This window comes from Pseudomonas sp. FG29 (assembly GCF_057809355.1).
In genome coordinates this window covers 1-21,811 of record NZ_JBMDJU010000014.1, presented here as the reverse complement: position 1 = coordinate 21,811, position 21,811 = coordinate 1, and the positions used below count along the sequence as shown (strand labels likewise).

General features: G+C 64.0%; 21 protein-coding genes and 2 tRNA genes. 10 read left to right on the top strand and 13 right to left on the bottom strand.

The annotated features are described in order from the left end of the window. Positions 1–45: 45 nt before the first annotated feature. Genes ACODS1_RS15230 through moaB form a run of 3 tightly spaced genes read right to left on the bottom strand, consistent with a single transcriptional unit; the run spans position 46 to position 2,580 of the window. Positions 46–825 carry an NAD-dependent deacylase gene (locus ACODS1_RS15230; protein ID WP_489086315.1) on the bottom strand — a complete coding sequence of 260 codons (780 nt, stop codon included), beginning with the start codon at positions 823–825 and terminating at the stop codon, positions 46–48. A 4-nt stretch (positions 826–829) separates the two neighbouring features. Further along, the gene (locus ACODS1_RS15225) at positions 830–2,044 is read right to left on the bottom strand and encodes a molybdopterin molybdotransferase MoeA (RefSeq protein WP_489086314.1); all 1,215 of its coding nucleotides are present in this window, start codon (positions 2,042–2,044) and stop codon (positions 830–832) included. Beyond that, positions 2,041–2,580, bottom strand: a complete 540-nt coding sequence (gene moaB / locus ACODS1_RS15220; protein ID WP_322979099.1) for a molybdenum cofactor biosynthesis protein B — start codon at positions 2,578–2,580, stop codon at positions 2,041–2,043. The genes ACODS1_RS15225 and moaB overlap by 4 nt, the downstream gene beginning before the upstream one ends. 65 nt (positions 2,581–2,645) lie before the next feature. Here moaB and mobA point away from each other — a divergent pair, with 65 nt between their 5' ends. From mobA to ACODS1_RS15205, 3 genes are all read left to right on the top strand, one after another. Further along, the gene (gene mobA / locus ACODS1_RS15215) at positions 2,646–3,227 is read left to right on the top strand and encodes a molybdenum cofactor guanylyltransferase MobA (RefSeq protein WP_489086313.1); all 582 of its coding nucleotides are present in this window, start codon (positions 2,646–2,648) and stop codon (positions 3,225–3,227) included. A gap of 85 nt (positions 3,228–3,312) precedes the next feature. Further along, entirely contained in the window at positions 3,313–3,534 is a 222-nt protein-coding gene (locus ACODS1_RS15210; protein WP_322979101.1) for a YgdI/YgdR family lipoprotein, read from the top strand. 118 nt (positions 3,535–3,652) lie between these two features. Continuing rightward, positions 3,653–3,729 (top strand) — tRNA-Pro (locus ACODS1_RS15205). A 49-nt stretch (positions 3,730–3,778) separates the two neighbouring features. Here ACODS1_RS15205 and ACODS1_RS15200 read toward each other — a convergent pair. Together ACODS1_RS15200 and ACODS1_RS15195 are read right to left on the bottom strand one after the other, a co-directional pair. Then, the gene (locus ACODS1_RS15200; RefSeq protein ID WP_322979180.1) at positions 3,779–4,015 is read right to left on the bottom strand and encodes a glutaredoxin family protein; all 237 of its coding nucleotides are present in this window, start codon (positions 4,013–4,015) and stop codon (positions 3,779–3,781) included. Positions 4,016–4,062: 47 nt separating this feature from the next. After that, the gene (locus tag ACODS1_RS15195) at positions 4,063–5,193 is read right to left on the bottom strand and encodes a DUF5610 domain-containing protein (RefSeq protein WP_489086312.1); all 1,131 of its coding nucleotides are present in this window, start codon (positions 5,191–5,193) and stop codon (positions 4,063–4,065) included. 241 nt (positions 5,194–5,434) lie between these two features. Between ACODS1_RS15195 and ACODS1_RS15190 the strand changes: the two genes are divergently transcribed. Beyond that, complete coding sequence (locus tag ACODS1_RS15190; protein WP_489086311.1) at positions 5,435–6,766, top strand: OprD family porin; 1,332 nt, start codon at positions 5,435–5,437, stop codon at positions 6,764–6,766. A gap of 87 nt (positions 6,767–6,853) precedes the next feature. After that, positions 6,854–7,129, top strand: a complete 276-nt coding sequence (locus tag ACODS1_RS15185; protein ID WP_489086310.1) for a Rho-binding antiterminator — start codon at positions 6,854–6,856, stop codon at positions 7,127–7,129. 7 nt (positions 7,130–7,136) lie between these two features. Here the strand turns inward: ACODS1_RS15185 and ACODS1_RS15180 are convergent, their stop codons facing one another. From ACODS1_RS15180 to ACODS1_RS15150, 7 genes are all read right to left on the bottom strand, one after another. Continuing rightward, positions 7,137–7,676, bottom strand: coding sequence for a DUF2058 domain-containing protein (locus tag ACODS1_RS15180; RefSeq protein WP_322979184.1), 540 nt, complete (start codon positions 7,674–7,676; stop codon positions 7,137–7,139). A 119-nt stretch (positions 7,677–7,795) separates the two neighbouring features. Beyond that, on the bottom strand, positions 7,796–8,626 hold the full coding sequence (mazG, locus tag ACODS1_RS15175; protein ID WP_489086309.1) for a nucleoside triphosphate pyrophosphohydrolase: 831 nt from the start codon (positions 8,624–8,626) through the stop codon (positions 7,796–7,798). 89 nt (positions 8,627–8,715) lie between these two features. Continuing rightward, positions 8,716–10,959, bottom strand: a complete 2,244-nt coding sequence (gene relA, locus ACODS1_RS15170; RefSeq protein ID WP_322979186.1) for a GTP diphosphokinase — start codon at positions 10,957–10,959, stop codon at positions 8,716–8,718. Positions 10,960–11,073: 114 nt separating this feature from the next. Beyond that, complete coding sequence (gene rlmD / locus ACODS1_RS15165) at positions 11,074–12,426, bottom strand: 23S rRNA (uracil(1939)-C(5))-methyltransferase RlmD (RefSeq protein WP_489086308.1); 1,353 nt, start codon at positions 12,424–12,426, stop codon at positions 11,074–11,076. After that, the gene (gene cysM, locus ACODS1_RS15160; RefSeq protein ID WP_322979333.1) at positions 12,426–13,331 is read right to left on the bottom strand and encodes a cysteine synthase CysM; all 906 of its coding nucleotides are present in this window, start codon (positions 13,329–13,331) and stop codon (positions 12,426–12,428) included. The genes rlmD and cysM overlap by 1 nt, the downstream gene beginning before the upstream one ends. 183 nt (positions 13,332–13,514) lie before the next feature. Next, the gene (locus ACODS1_RS15155) at positions 13,515–14,852 is read right to left on the bottom strand and encodes a histidine kinase sensor domain-containing protein (RefSeq protein ID WP_489086307.1); all 1,338 of its coding nucleotides are present in this window, start codon (positions 14,850–14,852) and stop codon (positions 13,515–13,517) included. Then, the gene (locus ACODS1_RS15150) at positions 14,849–15,559 is read right to left on the bottom strand and encodes a response regulator transcription factor (RefSeq protein WP_489086306.1); all 711 of its coding nucleotides are present in this window, start codon (positions 15,557–15,559) and stop codon (positions 14,849–14,851) included. The genes ACODS1_RS15155 and ACODS1_RS15150 overlap by 4 nt, the downstream gene beginning before the upstream one ends. Before the next feature lie 121 nt (positions 15,560–15,680). Here ACODS1_RS15150 and ACODS1_RS15145 point away from each other — a divergent pair, with 121 nt between their 5' ends. Genes ACODS1_RS15145 through ACODS1_RS15130 form a run of 4 tightly spaced genes read left to right on the top strand, consistent with a single transcriptional unit; the run spans position 15,681 to position 20,306 of the window. Beyond that, positions 15,681–18,437 (top strand): response regulator, encoded by a 2,757-nt coding sequence (locus ACODS1_RS15145; protein WP_489086305.1) that lies wholly within the window; start codon positions 15,681–15,683, stop codon positions 18,435–18,437. Positions 18,438–18,448: 11 nt separating this feature from the next. Then, the gene (locus ACODS1_RS15140) at positions 18,449–19,444 is read left to right on the top strand and encodes a 2-hydroxyacid dehydrogenase (RefSeq protein ID WP_489086304.1); all 996 of its coding nucleotides are present in this window, start codon (positions 18,449–18,451) and stop codon (positions 19,442–19,444) included. A 27-nt stretch (positions 19,445–19,471) separates the two neighbouring features. Beyond that, complete coding sequence (locus ACODS1_RS15135) at positions 19,472–19,903, top strand: hypothetical protein (RefSeq protein ID WP_489086303.1); 432 nt, start codon at positions 19,472–19,474, stop codon at positions 19,901–19,903. A 1-nt stretch (position 19,904) separates the two neighbouring features. Beyond that, on the top strand, positions 19,905–20,306 hold the full coding sequence (locus tag ACODS1_RS15130) for an META domain-containing protein (RefSeq protein WP_416340121.1): 402 nt from the start codon (positions 19,905–19,907) through the stop codon (positions 20,304–20,306). A gap of 84 nt (positions 20,307–20,390) precedes the next feature. On the opposite strand, the gene dinB is transcribed toward ACODS1_RS15130, so the two are convergent. After that, the gene (gene dinB / locus ACODS1_RS15125) at positions 20,391–21,443 is read right to left on the bottom strand and encodes a DNA polymerase IV (protein ID WP_489086302.1); all 1,053 of its coding nucleotides are present in this window, start codon (positions 21,441–21,443) and stop codon (positions 20,391–20,393) included. A gap of 136 nt (positions 21,444–21,579) precedes the next feature. On the opposite strand from dinB, the gene ACODS1_RS15120 reads away from it, so the two are divergent. Continuing rightward, positions 21,580–21,656 (top strand) — tRNA-Met (locus ACODS1_RS15120). Positions 21,657–21,811 lie beyond the last annotated feature (155 nt).

Sequence of the window (21,811 nt, the reverse complement as noted above, 5' to 3'; positions counted from 1 at the left end):
TGTCGATGAAAGTTCGTAAGTGCGCGACTATGCCCTCTATAAACGCTATTTGCAAATTCTATCGTTAGAAATGTGACTCAGTAGTTTTGGCAACACATCTAAGGCCGTCCCCACCAAGCGGATATCCACCTCGGCACTCAAGGGTGTCAGGCCCGGATTGATCTCCACCGCCAGCCCTCCACGCTCACGCGTACGCAGCACCGGCTCGACGATATAAGGAAAGGTCGAGCTGGTTCCCACGCTGAGGGCCACATCGAAGCCCTTGCGCAGCTCGGCATACAGCGTCGCGATGGCCGCCTCGGGCAGCATTTCCTCGAACAGCACCACCGGCGGACGCAGAATGCCACCGCATAGGCGGCAGCGCGGCGGCAACGGTCGTTGCAAATGCGCAGCCAGCTCGTCGTCCTGCGCCGCGCAGGACTGGCAGTACAAAGGCGTCAGCTCGCCATGAATCTCGATCAGGCGCTCCACCGGACTGCCGGCAGCACGATGGTAGCCATCGATGTTCTGGGTCAGCACCCAGCAACCCGGAATCAGCCGCTGCAACTCGGCGATGGCCAGATGCCCGGCATTGGGCGCAGCCTTCAGGCAGGCCCCGCCGAGTTCAGCGAGGTACTTCCAGCACAGGGCTGGATCACGCTGCAGCATCGACCCGGACAGCACCGCCTCGATGGGCAGGCCATCTGCGGTGCGTCCGTTGTAGAGGCCGCCAATCCCGCGATAGGTCGGCAGCCCGGAGTCGGCGGAAAGCCCCGCTCCGGTAATGATCAACACCCGCTCGGCCCGAGCAAGAGCTGTAGCAACCTCGCGCAGCGCGGCGTCCATGCGCTCAGCCCAACAGTTCGCTGAGCGGAATGAAGCGCAGACGATCACCTTCAGCCAGGGTTCGCCCTTCCAGCACCTCGGCCAACCCCTCGGCCCAGGCGGCGCTGCGCAACACACCGGAGCTCTGATTGGCATAGGGCACCACACGCCCCTGTTCGATGCGCGCGCGCAGGTATTCGCGACGCTGCCCGGCCTTGCTCCAGATGAAACCGGCTGGCATCTCGAAGGCCAACGGCTCGACCCGCTGCACACCCATGCGCCGCAGCAGATAAGGCCGCGCCAGCAGCCCGAAGGTCACCAGGGTCGAGGCCGGATTGCCAGGCAGACCGATCACCGGCACACCTTGGTAATGCCCAAAGGTGAGCGGCTTGCCCGGCTTGATCGCCAGCTTCCACAGGGTCAGCTCGCCGGCCTCGCGCAGGGCAATACCGAGAAAGTCCGCCTCGCCTACCGATACCCCGCCAGTGGAGAGAATCAGATCGACACCCTTGAGCGCCGCCAGCGCCTCGCGGGTTCGCGGCAAGTCGTCCGGTAGGATGCCGCCGTCGACCACCTCGCATCCGAGCCGCTGCAGCCAGCTAATCAGCAGACGGCGATTGCTGTTGTAGATCTGCCCGGCCTCCAGCGGCTGACCGGGCTCGACCAGCTCATCCCCCGTCGACAGCACCGCCACCCGCACGGCGCGCCGAACCTCGACAGTCGCAACACCCAGCGACGCGGCCAAACCCAGCTCGATGGGGCCAAGGCGCGTGCCTGCAGGCAGCACGCACTCGCCCACCTGGGTTTCCTGCCCCCGGGCACGAACGTTCTGCCTAGGGCGCAACGCCTGGCGAAAGAGCACACGCCCTTCTGCATCCAGCTCGACGTTTTCCTGCATTTCCACCGTATCGGCGCCTGCAGGCATCGGAGCCCCGGTAAAGATTCGCGCACAGCTGCCCGGCTCCAGCGGCTGCGGCGCGGAACCGGCGAGAATGCGCTGACTGACGGGCAAGGCAACGCCCTGCCAATCGGCCAAGCGCAGCGCGTAACCGTCCATTGCGCTGTTGTCCCAGGGCGGCAGGTCGAGCGTGGCGACCAGAGGCGCGGCCAGCACACGTCCGTCAGCCTCGGCCAGCGCAACGCATTCGGTTTCCGTGATCAGGGAAGATTCGGCCAGTGACAACAGGCGCTGCTGCGCATGCTCCAACGGCATCAATCCAGGCTGCGCGCCACCGCTCATCCGCGGCTCTCGCAGGGTGCGGCCTTCTTCAGGTGCGGCACGAAATTGCAGGGGCGATGACGGGCGTCGAGCTGCTCGCCAAGAATACCGTCCCAGGCGGTACGACAGGCATTGGTCGAACCTGGCAGGCAGCAAACCAAGGTGCCATTGGCCAGTCCGGCCAGCGCACGCGACTGCACGGTGGAGGTGCCGATATCGGCGACGGAAATCTGCCGGAACAGCTCGCCAAAACCATCGACCTGCTTGTCCAGCAGGCAGGCGACCGCCTCCGGGGTGCTGTCCCGACCGGTGAAGCCGGTGCCACCGGTGATCACCACCACCTGCACTTCATCCTCGGCGATCCAGGTCGCGACCTGGGCGCGAATGCGGTACAGGTCGTCCTTGAGCAGCACGCGCGCGGCAAGGTGATGCCCCGCCTCGCTCAGTCGATCCACCAGCAACTGGCCGGAGGTATCGGTTTCCAGGGTACGGGTATCGCTAACGGTCAGAACCGCGATGTTCAGGGGCACGAACAGCGCATCCGCTTTGTGGTTCATGGCAGGCTTCCAATTGGGAGACAATGCGCGAAGTTATATCACAGGCCGCCCCCGGAGACTGAGCCATGCCCCTGCCGTCCTCACCTGTTATCCCCTGCTCGGTTCTGCTGCTCGCGGGTGGCCGCGGGCAGCGCATGGGCGGGCGCGACAAGGGTCTGCTCGACTGGCAGGGGCGCCCGTTGATCGCCTGGCTTCACGAGCAGGTGCGCCCCTTGAGCGACGACCTGATCATCTCCTGCAACCGCAACCATGAACGCTACGCAGCGTATGCCGACCACCTGGTATCGGACGACGACCAGGCCTTTCAGGGCCCCATGGCCGGCATTCGCGCAGGCATGGCCATCGCCAGGCACCCCCAACTGCTGGTGTTGCCATGCGATGCACCACGGATAGATCGACAACTGCTCGACGCCCTGCTGGCCAGGGCTGGCGATAATCCTGTCGTGGTACGCCAGGGGCCATACTGGGAACCGCTGTTCTGCCTGCTGCCGACGCGACTGAAAGATGATCTGGAGCAGGCCTGGGCGCGCGGGGAGCGCAGCCCTCAGCGCTGGTTCATCCAGCATCACCCCATCGCCCTGGAATGCTCACCCGATGATCCGCGACTGGCCAATATCAATACGCCACAAGCGCTGGAAAACCTTTGATTTCACGAGGGATAGCGGGGAACTCCGCTTACTTTGCGGCGTCAGAGCCAGGGTATAACCACTGCATCACCCAAGGAGACAAACCATGACTCAACGGATCGTTCCTGCCCTGTTCCTCGCGCTCGGTCTCGCCACCCTCGCCGGCTGCGCTTCGCCCTCGGTCATCACCCTGACCGATGGCCGCGAGATCCAGACCGTGGACAAACCGACCTATGACGAGGATTCCGGCTTCTACGAGTTCGAGCAGCTCGATGGCAAGCGCGCCACGATCAACAAGGATCAGGTGCAAACCGTCAAGGAACTCTGAGTACGGAGATCGGGCCTGCCAAGCAGGCCCGAGAGACGATCCGCCGCCATAGCGCTAAAAAATTTTTAGGCTAACCCCTTGTGCGGTAAAAGTTTTTCAGTAGAATACGCACCACATTCGGAGTGTAGCGCAGCTTGGTAGCGCGTCTCGTTCGGGACGAGAAGGTCGCAGGTTCGAATCCTGTCTCTCCGACCAAATCAGAAAACCCGCCTTAACCGGCGGGTTTTTTATTGCCCGGATTTTCTCAACGCAGAAAATCGGCCACCTGCGTACCGTCGAAGGGCCAGTCCAGCTCCGCACCAGTGTCGCAGCGACGCAACACGGGAATGCGCAGGCCATAGCGTTCGACCATCGCCTCCTGCTCGGCAATATCGATCAGCTCGACCAGCAGACCATTTTCCACGAACGACATGAGAACGGCTTCAGCCACCTCGCAGAGGTGGCAACCTGGTGTACCTAGCAGTTGGCATTCCGGCGTCATGAGCGCAGCTCCGCATTGACTGGGCGCGCAGTCTAACATCGGTCAGATCAGCGCTCGTCAGGCTGTACCGGCAACAGCGACGAGAGGCCATCGAGCAGGCTGTTGTTGAGCGCGTCCGCCTTTTCCAGGCGCGGCAGATCGAAACGATCGTCGAGGGCGAAGCCTCCCTTGAGCAACTCCTTCAGCATGCTGCCGGCGTTGCCGGTCAGATCACTGGCACTGCGCAGCGCGTCGAGCAGGCTCTGTGCATAGGACTGCAGATCGCCATTGACGGCACTGCTGCCCTGCCCCGCCACTGCGCCATAGGCATCGGTTGCCTGACGCACACTGGTCTGGGTCAGACGCAGCGACATGGATGCCAGTTGCTCACCATCCATGTTGAGCGACATGGCGCGGTCGAAGGCTCCGGAAAGGTCACCGGCATAGAACTTGTCCGAAAGCTCCTGCACCTGGCCGAAGAGTTTCTCCAGCGCCTTGACCTCGTCGTCGTCGAGTTCTCCCTCGACATCCACCTGCCAACCGCCGATGCGCAAGCTGCCGGACTGGCTGCTGGCCGACACCACACTGCTACGGCCATCACTGGCGGCCGACACGCTGCTCTGCGACCAACTCGCCGAAGCCTGCGCCACGGAGATGCGCAGCTTGTCACCGTCGCGCGTGGTCACCTGCATGTCGAAGGTTTCTGCCAGGGCACTGAAACGCTCGCTGTACGCCGCCGCAACCAGCGACCCGGAGGTAGCCGGCGCAGCCTCCTGACCGAAGCGCTTGCCGAGATCATCGAGCCCGTTCTGAATCTTGCCGTAGGTGGCGTCGACATCGCTGGCGACCTGACCTTTCAGCACGCCCATGCCATCAAGAATCTTGCGCGCATCGGCAAAGCCCTTCTCCACGCCCTCGCGCGCTTGACTCAAGAGCTTGCCCAGCTTGTCCGGATCGGCTCCAGCGGCAGCCTCGCTCTGCAGACGCTGCTCGACGAAGCCGAGAACCCGCTCGGCCACCTTCTCGGGGCTGTAATCCGCCTGCTTGCCGCTCAGCGCGCCCGGTTGCAAGCCCAGTTTGTCCGCCAGGCGGTTGGCCAGCGTCGCCTGTGCATCGGCACTGGCCGTGCGCGCAGCCTGAGCTTGGCCGAGCTGAGCAAAGCGCGAGGCGGAAGGATTGAGTGAGCCCAGAGTGTTCATGGCGGCAGTCCTAAGAGAAGGTCTGCCGGGGTTAACGGCAGCCAGGAGGCAGACTTTAGTCGAGGCTGACCAACGGTCGCGAAGCCGATAGTGCCGCCTAGACCGCTCGGCATGGTTGAAGGAAAAGCGGCACGACTAAAGTCTTACAGTCGCCTCGTCATGCAGGTGCTTTATTTCATGCGCCGTAACCGAATGGTCACAAAAAGACCAATGACAATAATAATGAGGAGACACCCACACCATGAGCAAGACGCCCCTCGCCCGCGCCGTGGCCTTCGCCACATTGGGCGCCAGCTTTGCCATGCCCGGCATGGCTCACGCCGACTTCATCGGGGACAGCAAGGCCTCTCTGGAACTGCGCAATTTCTACATGAACCGGGACTTCCGTCAGGATCTAGGCCAACCCAACCCGCCCGCAGTGACCGGCAAGAGCCCCACCGAGTACCGCAGCAAATCCGAAGAGTGGGCACAGGGCTTCCTGCTGCGCTATGAGTCCGGCTACACCGAAGGCACCGTTGGCTTCGGCGTCGATGCCATCGGCACGCTGGGCCTGCGCCTCGACTCCGGGCGAGGCACCAGCGGCACCGGCCTGCTGCAACTCGACCGGGAAACCGGCCGAGCCCAGGACAGCTATGGCGATTTCGGCGTGACCGCCAAGGCCAAGGTATCCAACAGCACGCTCAAGCTCGGCACACTGATGCCCAAGCTGCCGGTAGTCATGTCCAACGACTCACGCCTGCTGCCACAGAGTTTCCAGGGCGGCTGGCTGAATTCGGCGGAACTCAGCGGGCTGAACGTCGATCTGGGTCGGCTCAACCGGGTCAACCAACGCGACTCGTCCGATCACGAGGTCATGCTCGTCACCAACAGCCGTAACGCCAGCACCGGCGCAGGCGGTGCACGCAACATCACCTATCGCGGCGGCACCACCAGCGACGAATTCAACTTCGGCGGCCTCAGCTACAAGTGGAACGACAGCCTCACCACCAGCTACCACTACGGCGCGCTGGACAACTTCTACAAGCAGCACTACCTGAGCGCGGTGCACGTATTGCCGCTGGGTGACAAGCAATCGCTGAAGAGCGACCTGCGTTTCGCCCGCTCGACCGATGATGGCTCCAGCAACGTCGACAACAAGGCCCTTGGCGCCATGTTCACCTACAGCCTGGGCTACCACAGCTTCGGCCTGGGTTATCAGAAGATGAGCGGCGACACCGGGTTCGCCTACATCAACGGTACCGACGCCTTCCTGGTGAACTTCGTGCAGATCAGTGACTTCGCCTTCAAGGACGAACGCTCCTGGCAGGCGCGCTATGACTACAACTTCGCCGGTCTCGGCATCCCCGGCCTGAGCCTGATGACCCGCTATATCAGCGGTGACAACGTCGACCTGGGCGCCAATCGCGACGAAGGCAAGGAATGGGAGCGCAACACCGACATCACCTACGTGATCCAGGAAGGCCCACTGAAGAACCTGGGCATCAAATGGCGTAACGCCACGGTACGCTCCAGCTTCGGCAACGACCTGGACGAAAATCGCCTGATCGTCAGCTACACCCTGCCACTGATGTAAGCGCCGCACTCGCACAAAGGCCCGCTCGGCGCAGCGGGCCTTTTTCATGGCAGTGGACTAAGCTCGGGAAACCCCGGAGGCGCCGCAATGGAACACAACTATCAACCGCTGGCCTGCGATCTCTACGACCATCTGGAGATCGCCTGCATGCACCGCTATCGGCTGCTGATCGAACTGGTCGACGGCAACAGCCTGCTGGGCCAGGCCCTGACCACCGAAACCACGGCGAGCAAGGAAGAGTACCTGCACGTGCTGACCAGCAGCGGCGAGCAGCGCTTGCGCCTGGATCGACTGCTGGCCATCACCCCGCAGGATGCCGGCGCCCGCTTTGGCCGCGTGTTACTGAACCGCCTCGACTGCTAAAGCGCACTCACCACATCAGATCATCGGGAATCTGGTACGCGGCGTAGGGATCGTCGGCATCCGGCGTCTCGACATGGGTGTTGAGCAGGACGATGCGCGACGGGTCGCGCTCCTGGATCTTCACTGCCGCCTCACGCGGAATCACCTCGTAGCCACCGCCATGGCGGACGATGGCCAACCAGCCATTGGACAGCTTGTTGCGCATCAGCGCATTGACCGCCAGGCGCTTGACCTTCTTGTCGTCGACGAAATTGTAGTAGTCCTCGCCTTGCAGCTTGGGCAGGCGGGAGCGCTCGATCAGTTGCTTGACCTGTGCGGCGCGCGCCTTCTGCTCGGCTTTTTCCTGCTGCTGGCGGTTCAGCTCCTGATCGCGCGCAGCCTTCTCGGCCTGCGCCTGCAGAGCAGCCTGGCGGGTGGAGTCGTCCAGCTCGGCCTGGCCCTTCTTGGCCAGACGCTGTTGTTTCTGTTGCTGCTTGCCGGCCTGTTTGGCCTGTTTTTCATTGACCAGGCCGGCTTTGAGCAGCTGGTCGCGCAGGGAAAGACCCATGACTTAACGATCCCACACTTGATTCAGACCGGGCGGCGCCAGTGGCGCCACCATGAAAGGTGCCCAGCATAAGGGCTAAGACGCCAGGGCTCCAGCACGGAAGCCAGCCCATGGCCCGCTCAACAGCCGGGCGCCTGCTTTTCCTGCTTCTTCGCTTCGCCCCAGAGGGTATCGAGCTCTTCCAGCGAACAGCCTTCCATGCTGCGGCCCGCTTCACGCACCCGCTGCTCGATGAAACGAAAGCGTCGCTCGAATTTGCCGTTGGCCGCCCGCAATGCTGCCTCCGGGTCGACCTTGAGGTGGCGCGCCAGGTTGGTGACAACGAACAGCAGATCGCCGATTTCCTCGGCCACCGCCTCGGCATCGTTCTCGCTCATGGCTTCGAGCACTTCATCCAGCTCTTCGCGCACCTTGTCCACCACGGGCAAGGCTTCGGGCCAGTCGAAGCCCACCTGCGCCGCGCGCTTCTGCAGCTTGGCGGCGCGCGAAAGCGCCGGCAGCGCACTGGGCACGTCATCGAGCAGCGACAGTTGCTCGGGCGCAGCGGCCTTCTCGGCACGCTCCTCGGCCTTCAGTTCTTCCCAACGCTGCTTGATCGCAGCCTCTTCCAGCTTCGCCGCATCCGGCGCGCCGTACAGGTCACCATCGGGGAATACATGGGGATGGCGGCGCACCAGCTTGGCGGTGATGGCGTCGACGACACGGGCGAAGTCGAAACGCCCTTCCTCTCGCGCCAACTGGCTGTAATAGACCACTTGGAACAGCAGGTCACCCAGCTCGCCCGGCAGGTGTTCGAAGTCGTCACGCTCGATGGCATCGGCGACTTCGTAGGCCTCTTCCAGGGTGTAGGGCACGATGGTCGCGTAGGTCTGCTTGAGATCCCAGGGGCAGCCGTATTGCGGATCACGCAGGCGCGCCATCAGGTGCAGCAGATCGTCGAGTTGGTACATAAGAGCTCCTGAGCGGCATGCCACAAGCTGCAAGTGCAGCGCTCATGCGCTTTCTCGCAGCTTGCGGCTTGAAGCTTGCCGCTGGCAGTTCAACTGGCGCGCTGGCGACGCGCCTCGATGATGTTGGGCAACTGGCTGATACGCGCGAGCAGGCGACCCAGCGCATCCAGACCGGGGATTTCCACGGTGATGGACATGGAGGCGGTGTTGTCGTCCTTGTTCGAGCGGGTGTTGACTGCCAACACGTTGAGTTTCTCGTTGAGCAGCACCTGGGTGACATCGCGCAGCAGGCCGGAACGGTCGTAAGCCTTGATGGCGATTTCCACCGGGTAGGTCTGCACCGGTACCGGCCCCCAGCTCACCTGAATCATCCGCTCCGGCTCGCGCCCAGCCTGTTGCAGCACGGTCGGACAATCCTGACGGTGAATGGTGACGCCACGGCCAAGGGTGATGTAACCGACGATGGGGTCGCCCGGCAGCGGCTGGCAGCAGCCGGCCATCTGCGTCAGCAGGTTGCCCACGCCCTGGATCTGGATGTCGCCACGCTTGCCCGGACGATAGCCCAGGGCCTTGCGCGGAATCAGCTCCAGTTGCTCGTTGCCGCGATCCGGCTCGGCCAGTTGCTGCGCCAGGTTGACCGCATGAGCAAGACGCACGTCGCCCGCGCCGAGCGCAGCGAACAGATCCTCGGCGGTCTTCAGGTTGGCTTTCTCGGCCAACTTGTCGAAGTCCACGCTGGGCAGCGCCAGGCGCGTCAGTTCGCGTTCGAGCAGTTGCTTGCCGGCGGCGACGTTCTGGTCGCGATCCTGCAGCTTGAACCAGTGCACGATCTTCGCCCGCGCACGGCTGGTGGTGACGTAACCCAGGTTGGGGTTGAGCCAGTCGCGGCTCGGCGAACCCTGCTTGTTGGTGATGATCTCGACCTGCTCGCCGGTCTGCAGGCTGTAGGTCAGCGGCACAATGCGCCCGTTGATCTTGGCACCACGGCAGCCATGGCCGATCTCGGTGTGCACGCGGTAGGCGAAGTCCAGCGGCGTTGCGCCCTTGGGCAGGTCGATGGCGTGACCGTCCGGAGTGAACACGTAAACCCGGTCGGGTTCGATGTCGACACGCAGTTGCTCGGCCAGGCCGCCGATGTCGCCCAGTTCCTCGTGCCACTCGATGACCTGACGCAGCCAGGAAATCTTCTCTTCGTAGTGGTTGGAACCGGACTTGACGTCGGTGCCCTTGTAGCGCCAATGCGCACAGACGCCCAGCTCGGCTTCCTCGTGCATGGCGGTGGTGCGAATCTGCACCTCCAGCACCTTGCCCTCCGGGCCAAGCACGGCGGTGTGCAGCGAGCGGTAGCCGTTTTCCTTGGGGTTGGCGATGTAGTCGTCGAATTCCTTGGGAATGTGCCGCCACAGGGTGTGCACGATACCCAGGGTGGTGTAGCAATCACGCACCTCCGGCACCAGCACACGCACCGCGCGCACGTCGTAGATCTGGCTGAACTGCAGGCCCTTGCGCTGCATCTTGCGCCAGATCGAATAGATGTGTTTCGCCCGGCCGCTGATGTCGGCCTTGATGCCAGTGGCTTCCAACTCCTGGCGCAGATGGGCCATGGCGTCGTTGATGTACTGTTCGCGATCCAGGCGGCGTTCGTGCAGCAGCTTGGCGATCTGCTTGTACTGCTCTGGCTCCAGGTAGCGGAAGGACAGATCCTCCAGCTCCCACTTGATGTGGCCGATACCCAGGCGATGAGCCAATGGTGCGTAGATGTCGAATACCTCACGCGCCACACGCTGGCGTTTGTCCTCGTCGGCTTCCTTGACCGCACGGATGGCACAGGTGCGCTCGGCCAGCTTGATCAGCGCCACGCGCACGTCATCGACCATGGCCACCAGCATCTTGCGCAGGTTCTCCACCTGCGTCTGCGAGCCCAGCACCACCGATTCGCGCGGGTTGACGCTGGCGCTGATCGCGGCCATGCGCAGCACGCCTTCGATCAGCTTGGCCACCACCGTGCCGAACTTTTGCTGCACGGCGGCCAGGGTGATCTTGCCCTCGCGCACGCCGCGGTAGATGACCGCAGCGACCAGCGAATCCTGGTCGAGCTTGAGGTCGGCGAGAATTTCCGCAATGTCGAGGCCGGCGCGAAAACTCGACGCCCCCTCGCTCCAGTGATGCTCGGTGGTCTTGGCCTGCTGCTCGACATCACGGGCAAATTCGCAGGCCTCTTTCAGCGCCTGGCGATCCAGTGCCGGATCGACACGGGCTACATGCTCCAGCCAGGCCTCGAGATTGATGCTGCCGTCATCGTTGATCGGCTGTTGCGCTCTCACCTGAACCATCGTCTTACCTTCCCTACGGTGCGCACGCGCTGCACCGAACAGTCGCCGGCCTTCTCCGAGCCGGTCGGATTAACTTGAAGAACGCGCGTCCTGCACGTCCCCGAACCACAACCGCTACATCTTCTCGAACAGCGCCATGGCTTCGACATGCGCCGTCTGCGGGAACATGTCGAGGATACCGGCGCGGCGCAAACGGTAACCCTGAGTCGCCAGTTCGGCCGCATCGCGTGCCAGCGTGGTGGGGTTACAGGATACATAGAGCACCCGCCCGGCACCCAGCGCCGAAATACCTCGAACCACTTCCAGCGCACCGTCACGCGGCGGGTCGAGCAGGATGGCATCGAACCCGCCGCGCGCCCAGGCCGCTTCAGCCAGCGGCTTGGACAGGTCTGCACGAAAAAAGTGCGTGCCTTCCAGGCCGTGCCGACGCGCATTGTCAGCCGCCCGCTCGACCATCGCCGCGACGCCTTCCACAGCCACCACCTGCGCACCCTCGCGCGCCAGAGGCAGAGCGAAATTGCCCAGGCCGCAGAACAGATCCAGCACCCGCTCGCCGGGCTGCACACTCAACCAGTCTAGCGCTTGCGCCACCATTGCCTCGTTGACCGCCGCATTGACCTGGACGAAATCGCCCGGCCGATAAGCCAGTTCCAGCGCCCAGTGCGGTAACGCAAAACCCAGGCTCGCCACGTCGCCATCGGCCTGCGGTTCGCCCACGCCTTGCAGCCAGAGCTGCGCCTGATGCGCCGCGCAAAATTCGCGCAGCAGAGCCAGGTCGCCCTCGCCCAGTGCTGCGGTATGGCGCAGCAGCAGCGCCGTATGGGTGCCGCTGAACAGCTCGACATGGCCCAGCGCTTGCGGTTTGCCGAGGCGTCGCAACAATTCGGGTAACGCCTGCAGTACAGGCTGCAAGGGCTGTACCAGCACCGGGCAGTGCTCGATGGCGACGATGTCCTGGCTGGCCTCTGCGCGGAACCCCACCTGCAGCTGGCGCGCCTTGGCATCCCAGCGCACGGCGATACGGGCGCGGCGGCGGTAACCGAACTCAGGCCCGACCAGGGCGGCGGCCCACTCGTCGGGCTGCACCGACGCGAGGCGATCCAGTTGCTCGGCCAGCGTGTGCTGCTTCAGCGCGAGCTGATCGGCATGCGCCATGTGCTGCAGGTTGCAGCCTCCGCAACGGTCGGCATGCGCGCAGGGCGCAGTGCGGCGCGCGCTGCTGGCAAGGATGATGCGTTCGCTACGCGCCTCGACGGTCTGACTACGGGCGCCCAGCACCCGCGCCTCGACCTGCTCGCCAGCCAACGCGCCACTGACGAACCAGGTACGCCCGCCCTCGAAGGCGATGCCACGGCCGTCGCCGGCCTGCCGCTCGATGTTCAACAGCTGCTTCTTGCCAACCGGCACTGCCTGCGCGCGACTGCCACCGCTGGGCTGAAAACGCAGGCTCGGGGTGCGCCTGGCCATCAGTGCGCCGGATCTTCGTAAACGCCGGTCGACAGGTAGCGGTCGCCACGGTCACAGATGATCGCCACCATCACGGCGTTTTCCACCTGGCGCGACAGGCGCAGCATGGCTGCCACCGAACCACCGGAAGAAACCCCGCAGAAGATGCCTTCCTCACGGGCAAGACGACGCATGACCTGCTCGGCTTCGGCCTGGCTCATGTCCACGACCTGATCGACACGCTCGGCCTGGTAGATCTTCGGCAGGTACTCCTGCGGCCAGCGACGGATGCCGGGAATGGCCGAGCCCTCCTGCGGCTGCAGGCCAACGATCTGGATCGCCGGATTCTGCTCCTTGAGGTAACGCGAGGTGCCCATGATGGTGCCGGTGGTGCCCATGGAACTGATGAAGTGGGTGACGGTACCGCCGGTCTGGCGCCAGATTTCCGGGCCGGTGCCGGTGTAATGGGCCTCGGGGTTGTCGCCATTGGCGAACTGGTCGAGCACCTTGCCGCGGCCTTCGGCCTGCAGCCGCTCGGCCAGGTCACGTGCGCCTTCCATGCCCTCTTCCTTGCTGACCAGGATCAGCTCGGCGCCATAGGCGGTCATCGCCCACTTGCGCTCGGCGGTGGAGTTGTCGGGCATGATCAGGATCATCTTGTAACCCTTGATCGCCGCCGCCATCGCCAGGGCAATGCCGGTATTGCCGCTGGTGGCTTCGATCAGAGTATCGCCTGGGTGAATCGCACCACGCAGCTCGGCGCGGTTGATCATCGACAGCGCCGGGCGATCCTTGACCGAGCCGGCCGGGTTGTTGCCTTCCAGCTTCACCAGCAGCGTGTTGCTGGTTTCACCGGCCAGACGTTGCAGGCGCACCAGGGGCGTGTTGCCGATGCAATCGGCGATGGTGGGAAATTGCAGGCTCATGGGGATGTGCGAATCCAGACTGACGCGAAGGGGCGTCATGATACGCCGAACCTGCGAACGCATCACGCCATGATCGGTTTCACGACACGACGTCTTGTAGATGAATGGCGCCTCGCCTTCGAGAGCGAGACGCTCGCACAGGTGCCCGAGCCCAATTACATGGGCGACGCGGACGACATCGCCTCATGCGCCCTGCAGGCGCAGCTTGAGGCGCAAGCCGGGCCTGGCGTTCTCCGCCCAGAGTTGGCCGGACTGGGTCGCGATCATGCTCCGCGCAATGGCCAGCCCCAGGCCAAAGCCGTCACCGCCCGGCCGAGCCGCACTGAGCCGGATAAAGGGCTGGAAGATGGTGTCCAGCTCACTTTCAGGCACACCGGGCCCCTGATCCTCGATCCACAGCAGCCATTGCCCACCCTCGCGCCGCCCGGCCAGACGCACTACACCCGCTTTCGGCGAATGACGAATGGCATTGCGCAAGATGTTTTCCAGCGCCTGCGCCAGGCCATTGAGGTTACCCAGCACTCGGCAGTCGGCCGGCAACTCACAGGGCATGCGCTCGATGGGCCAACCGGTCTCGAAGCTGGCGTTTTCCCGCAGCACGTCCCAGAGCCGGACGATGTCCACCTCCTCCAGCGGCAGGCTGGGGCGCTCGGTATCCAGCCAGACCAGCTCCAGCGCATCGCCCACCAGCTTTTCCATTTCCTCTACTTCACGCGCCATACGCCGGCGCAGCGCCGCTACATCCTGCTCGCTGTCCCCTGCCACGCGCAGGCGGGCCAACGGCGTGCGCAGCTCATGGGACAGGTTGCGCAGCAACTGACGCTGGAACGCCACCGTCCCATCCAGGCGTTCAGCCATCTGATCGAAGGTGCGCGCCAACTCACCGAGTTCGTCGCGCCGTTGCGTCATCGTCGTGCCCAGACGTGCCGACAGATCGCCAGCACTGAGCGCAGCCGCCTGCCGGCGCAAAGCGACCAGCGGGGCGATCAGCACTCGATAGAGCACCACACCGAAAAGAATCGCCAGCAACGCCGGCAGTACACGCTGCAGTAAAAGGTTCCACAGATCGCTGTAACGCCGCGGACTGAGATGCCAGGGCAGCTCCATCACCAGACGTCCCTGACCGTCGCTGAACGGTATATAAAAGATGGGCGTTCCACCCGGTCGCCCCACCGGGAAGTCCAGGCGGCGCACGAAGTCCAGGCGCTGTCGCTCGTCTTCATCCAGCGGCCGGGAAGCCAGCGAGGTCTTTGCGGGATCGACGACGACAGCCCAGACCGGATCGCGATCGCTCAGCCGCCGCAGAAAGGCATCGACACCAGCACTGCCGTCCTGGCGCCAGGCCGTTTCGGCTTCATCAGCGTAGCCACGCAATACCTGCCGGCTCGATGGCGACAAATAGGAAGATGCCTCCATCAGAGTACGCCCCAGGTCGACATGGAGGCTGGCCAGCAGCATGCAGAACAGCGCCAGCGCCCCCGTCAGACGCCAGAGCAGCGAGTGCCTGCCCGGCAGCGTCACGCGCTCACCTGCACCAGCATGTAGCCCTTGCCCCAGACCGTCTCCACCCGCACCGCGCCGTAGCCGGCGACCTGCAGCTTGCGACGGACATGGCTGACATGCATGTCGAGACTGCGATCGTGCTGCGAATAGGCTCGGCGCAATGCCTGCTGGTAGAGGAAGGCCTTGCTCAGGGCCTCCTCGCGATGCCGCCAGAGCAGTTCCAGCACCCGATACTCGCTGGGCGTCAACCCGACCCAGCGGCCGCCATGTGCGACATCGCTGCGCCCTTCGTCAAAATACAGGCTGCCGTCGTCGCTGGCGGGTGATTTTTCGCGGCGCTCGTAGGCCACGCGGCGCAGGATGGCCTCCACCCTTACGCTCAACTCGTTCAGGCTGAACGGCTTGGGCAGGTAATCATCGGCACCCTGGCTGAAGCCGGCGATACGGTTCTGCTCGTCGCCCAGCGCCGACATCAGCAGCACCGGCACGCTACGGCGGCGGCGCAAGCGCTGCAGCGCCTCCAGGCCATCGATGCCGGGCAGCAGGATGTCCATCAGGATCAGGTCGAAGTCCTCATTCTCGGCCAGCCGCAGGCCTTCGCCACCGTCATGACTGAGCACGACGTCGAATCCGCTGTCACACAGGTGCGCCTGCAGATGGCTGGCCAGCAGGGGGTCGTCCTCGACGGCCAGAATCCGAGCACAAGAGGAGGCAGAGGTCATCATGAATTGAGGTCAACTGATAGCAAATGGGAACGATTCTACATCCTGTATGCGAATCACTCACCTACAGATTCCACCGCGCCAAATCGCTACACTGGCGCCCAGTCACCAAGGGAGGTCAAGCGTGTTCAAGGAACTAGGCATCAAGGGCCGCGTGCTGCTACTCACTCTGTTACCCACGACACTGCTGGCCCTGGTGCTCGGCGGCTATTTCACCTGGGTGCAACTGTCGGGGTTGCAGGCTCAGCTGCTGCAGCGCGGCGAGATGCTGGTCGAACACCTGGCCCCTCTGGCCGCACCGGCCCTGCAGCAAGGCGACGCAGGCAAGCTCGAACGCATCGCGCGCCAGGCCCTGGAACACCCGGACGTGCGCGCCGTCAGTTTCCTCGCCCCCGAACGCACGCCACTGGCCTACGCCGGCCCGAGCATGCTCAACCCGGCGCCAGGTGACGAAACCGGCCTCAGCCGCCTCAGCGGCCAGGATGCGACACGCTTCCTGCTGCCGGTCTACGACAGCTATCTGGCCTTGAGCGGTGACCTCGAAGAAGACCGGGCGGCCCGCCTGCTCGGCTGGGTAGAGCTGGAGCTGTCGCACCAGGGCACCCTGCTCAGCGGCTACCGCAGCCTGTTCGCCAGCCTGCTGCTGATCATTGGCGGCCTGGGCGTCACCGCGCTGCTCGCCCTGCGCATGGGCCGCAGCATCAACGAGCCGCTGCGGGCCATCAAGGCCGGTGTCGCGCAACTCAAGGACGGCAATCTGGAAACCCGCCTGCCGCCGCTGGGCAGCCACGAGATGGACGAACTGGCCTCGGGCATCAACCGCATGGCCGAAGCCCTGCAGAACGCCCAGGAAGAACTGCAACACAGCATCGAGCAAGCCACCGAAGACGTGCGCCAGAACCTGGAAACCATCGAGATCCAGAACATCGAACTGGACTTCGCACGCAAGGAAGCCCTGGAAGCCAGCCGCATCAAATCCGAATTCCTGGCCAACATGAGCCATGAGATCCGCACGCCGCTCAACGGCATCGTCGGCTTCACCCACCTGCTGCAGAAGAGCGAGCTCAGCCCACGTCAGCAGGATTACCTGAGCACCATCGAAAAGTCCGCCGAAAGCCTGCTGGGCATCATCAACGAGGTGCTCGACTTCTCCAAGATCGAGGCCGGCAAGCTGGTGCTCGAGTCCATCCCATTCAACCTGCGTGACCTGCTGCAGGACACCCTGACCATTCTCGCGCCCGCCGCCCACGAGAAAGAACTGGAGCTGGTCAGCCTGATCTACCGCGACACCCCGCTGGCCCTGCGCGGCGACCCGCTGCGCCTGAAGCAGGTACTGACCAACCTGGTGAGCAATGCGATCAAGTTCACCCGCGAAGGCACCATCGTCATGCGCGCCATGGTCGAGGACGAGAGCAGCGACAGCGCCCAGCTGCGCATCAGCGTGATGGACACCGGCATCGGCCTCTCCGACGAAGACCTGCGCGCGCTGTTCCAGGCCTTCAGCCAGGCCGACAATTCGCTCAGCCGGCAGGCTGGCGGCACCGGGCTCGGCCTGGTCATTTCCAAGCGCCTGATCGAACAGATGGGCGGCGAGATCGGCGTCGACAGCACGCCTGGCGAGGGCTCGGAATTCTGGATCAGCCTGACGCTGCCCAAGGCCCGCGACGACGCCGACGATCTGCCGCGCGCTCCGCTGCAGGGTCGTCGTGTGGCGGTGCTGGAAACTCACGAACTGGCTCGCCAGGCCCTGGCGCATCAACTGGAAGACTGTGGTCTGGAGGTCGAAAGCTTCAACAGCCTGCCCCTGCTGCTCGAAACCGTCGCCAAACGCCAACAGGGCGACAAACCCCTGAGCCTGGCGGTACTCGGCCTGACCATCCAGCAAGTCAGTCCGCAAGCCCTCAGCCAGCACCTCTGGGAACTCGAGCGCATGGGCTGCAAGGCACTGGCGCTGTGCTCGACCACCGAGATGGGCGCCTATCACGAGACCCTGCCGGACGCCTACCTGCAGTTGCAAGCCAAACCGCCCTGCACCCGCAAGCTGCACAAGGCCATGGTCGAGCTGGTCTGCCCGCACCGTCCGCTCAGTGAGCCGGCGCCCAGCAGCCCGAGCGGACGCCGCCCGCAAATCCTCTGCGTCGACGACAACCCGGCCAACCTGCTGCTGGTGCAAACCCTGCTGGACGATCTCGGCGCGCAGGTCACGGCTGTCGACAGTGGTTTTGCCGCGCTGGAAGCCTTCCAGCAAGACAGCTTCGACCTGGTCTTCATGGACGTGCAGATGCCCGGCATGGACGGCCGCCAGGCCACCGAGGCGATTCGCCAATGGGAGAGCAGCCAGGGACGCAGCGCCACCCCGATCGTCGCCCTGACCGCCCACGCCCTGGCCAGCGAGAAACGCACCCTGCTGCAGTGCGGCATGGATGACTACCTGACCAAACCCATCAGCGAACGCCAACTGACCCAGGTCGTGCTCAAGTGGACCGGCCTGTCACTGCGCGGCCAGCCCTCGCAGAGGGCGGCAGAAAACGCGCCGGCGCCCAGTACGCAGAACAAGGTACTCGACGCCGAAGAAGGCTTGCGCCTGGCCGCCGGCAAGGCCGATCTGGCCGCCGACATGCTGAGCATGCTGCTGGCCGGCCTGCCGGGCGACCGCCAGGCCATACGCCAGGCCCGCGACGCCGGGGAGCGCACCGCACTGATCGAACGCGTACACCGTCTGCATGGCGCCACCCGATATTGCGGCGTACCGCAGTTGCGCGCCGCCTGCCAACGCAGCGAAACCCTGCTCAAGCAGGATGACCCGGAAGCTCAACGCGCACTGGATGAACTGGATGCGGCCATCGCCCGCCTGACCGAGGCTACGGCGCAAGACGCCTGAGGATAGAGCCCATGCGTATCTGCCTGTTCAGCAGCAAAAGTTACGACCGCGACAGCTTCCTCGCCGCCGAGCGACCGACCGCCTGGCAACTGCATTTCCAGGAAGCACGCCTGACGCTCGACAGCGCCCTGCTCGCGGCCGGCCATGAGGTGGTCTGCGCCTTCATCAACGACGACCTGTCCGCACCGGTGCTGGAGCAACTGGCCGCCGGCGGCACACGCCTGATCGCCCTGCGCTCGGCCGGCTACAACCATGTCGACCTGAGCGCAGCCCAGCGCCTGCAGTTGCCGGTCGTGCGCGTACCGGCCTATTCGCCGCACGCCGTCGCCGAACACGCCGTTGCGCTGGTGATGGCGCTCAACCGCCGCCTGCATCGCGCCGTCAACCGTACCCGCGACGGTGACTTCAGCCTGCATGGGCTGACCGGCTTCGACCTTTATGGCAAGACCGTCGGTGTGGTGGGCGGCGGCAAGATCGGCCAGGCCTTCGCCCGCATCATGCAAGGCTTCGGCTGCCAGGTACTGATCTACGACCCCTTCCCGCTCAGCGATCTCGAAGCACTGGGCGCGCGCCAGGCCGAACTCGACGAAGTGATCGCACAGAGTGACATCCTTAGCCTGCACTGCCCGCTCACCGACAGCAGCTACCACCTGATCGATGCCGACTGCCTGAGCCGCATGAAGCATGGCGCGATGCTGATCAACACCGGGCGCGGCGCACTGGTGGATGCACCCGCGCTGATCGATGCACTTAAAAGTGGCCAGCTCGGCTATCTGGGGCTGGATGTCTACGAGGAAGAGTCGGAGCTGTTCTTCGAAGATCACTCCGACCGCCCCCTGCAGGACGACACCCTCGCTCGGCTGCTGAGCTTCCCCAATGTCATCGTCACCGCGCACCAGGCCTTCCTCACCCGCGAAGCCCTGGGTGCAATCGCCCAGACCACGCTGGACAACATCGCAGCCTGGACCGAGGGACGCCTGAGCAATGAGGTAAAAGCCGGCACGTGATAGCATGCCGGCTGCTCCGGAGGACTCATGGCCGAACACGATTTCCGTTACACCCTGCTCAACCCGCAACACACCCTTACCGAATGCCGCGCCCTGGCGCCGGGCCGTTACCAGGTCACTGGCAACGGCGGCTCGATCCAGGCCCATGATGTGCTACTGGTCACCCTCAAGGGCAGCCGCGACCTGCACATGCGCCTGCAGGTCGAGAAGGTACGCCACCTGATCAACCCGCCCGGCCAATGGCTGGCGGTGTGCCAGGGCCCGCAGTTCAAGGAACTGGCGATCCACAATTGGCAGGTCAACTGCGACGGCTGTGGCAAACAGTTGGATTTCGAATTCGCCGTCGATGCCGCACTTGGCAAGGCTGCCCAGGCACCAGCCGCCGAGGCGCGGATTGCCGAACTGGGCTGGCGCAACGATGCCAGCCGCCATCTGTGCCGTGCCTGTCAGGAGGCCTGAGATGATCTACCGCGCCCTGCCCCTCGCCCTGTTCGCCGCCACACTGGCCGGTTGCGCCAGTGATGCCCCGCAACTGGAAACCGAACGCAGCTATCGCGTGGAATGGATCGGCGAGCGCCCGCTGATTGACCGCAGCCACCTGACCATCACCTTCGCCGCCGATGGCCGCGCCCACGGCAATGCCGGCTGCAACCACTGGTTCGCCGGCTACAGCCTCAAAGACGATGCCATTCGTTTCGAGACGCCGGGGAGCACGCGCAAGCTCTGCGCACCGGCGCTGATGGAACAGGAGCGGCGCTTCCTTGAGGCCCTGGGCCAGGTGCAACGCTGGGACTTCAACGTCATTGGCCAACTGCAACTCTGGCCCGCCAGCGGCAAACCGATTCGCCTCTGGGCCGAGTGAAATCACCGCGTATTTCGTAGGGCGGGGGAACCCCGCCAGGTTGCGACGGCGGGTTGCACCCGCCCTACGCGAATGGCTCAGCCTTCAGGCAAACAGCTCCAGTTGCTCCTGCTGCCCACGCAAGTCACGCAATCTCACGCCGACACCGAGCAGGCGCACTGGCTTGCCGCCCCGCGCATGAGCAACTGCCAGCAGTTGCCGATAGCTCTCCAGGTCACGGCTGGCGCCAGCCTGCTCCAGGGTGGTCTGGGTGAAGTCATGGAACTTCACCTTGACGAAGGGTTTATCCGGTCGATAGCTGGCATCCAGCCGTTGTAGCCGGCCATGCATCTCTTCGAGCAACGCCGGCAGCTTGTCCAGACAGCTCTGCAGATCCGGCAGATCCAGCTCGAAGGTGTGCTCGACGCTAAGCGACTGCCTGCGACTGTCGACCTTCACCGCCCGCTCGTCGATGCCCCAGGCCAAACTCCACAGGCGCTCACCGAAACTGCCGAACTCGCGCGCCAGCGCCAGCCGATTCCAGTCACGCAGATCCAGACAGGTACGGATACCCAGGCGCGCCAGCTTATCCGCCGTGACCTTGCCGACACCATGCAGCTTGCTCACCGGCAGCGCCGCGACGAAATCCTCCACCTGATCAGGCGTGATCACGAACAAACCATCGGGCTTGCGCCAGTCACTGGCGATCTTGGCCAGAAACTTGTTCGGCGCCACACCGGCGGACACGGTGATGTGCAGCTCCTGCGATACCCGCCGCCGAATCTCCTGGGCGATGCGCGTGGCGCTGCCGGCAAAATGCGGCGCCTCACTGACATCCAGATAAGCCTCGTCCAGCGACAACGGCTCGATCAGGTCGGTGAACTGGCGAAAGATGCCGTGAATCTCACGCGACACCCCGCGGTACACCTCGAAGCGCGGCTTGACGATTAACAGATCGGGACACAGCTTCAGCGCCTGGTGCGAGGACATCGCTGAACGCACGCCATAGGCGCGCGCCTCGTAATTGCAGGTGGCGATAACCCCACGCCGCTCCGCCGCGCCCCCCACCGCCAGCGGACGATTGGCCAGACTCGGGTCGTCACGCATCTCGATGGCGGCGTAGAAGCAGTCGCAGTCAACGTGGATTATCTTGCGCACAACACCCTCGAAAGCCTTGCCAGGTCTGGTCGGACTCGCTGAAGTCTAACAGCTGTTTGAGGCTAACCATCTGAGTTGAAAACAGTTTTTTTAAGATAGTAGTTGACGTAAGGCTTTCTGCCGGTAGAATGGCCGCCGCGGGATGGAGCAGTCTGGTAGCTCGTCGGGCTCATAACCCGAAGGTCGTAGGTTCAAATCCTGCTCCCGCAACCACCTTCCGAAAAGGCCACTCTAACGAGTGGCCTTTTTGTTTGCCTGCCGATTAGTATTTTCGATTAAAAGCAATAAACCGATTGACAACACTCTCTCCCTGAGTAGAATGGCCGCCGCGGGATGGAGCAGTCTGGTAGCTCGTCGGGCTCATAACC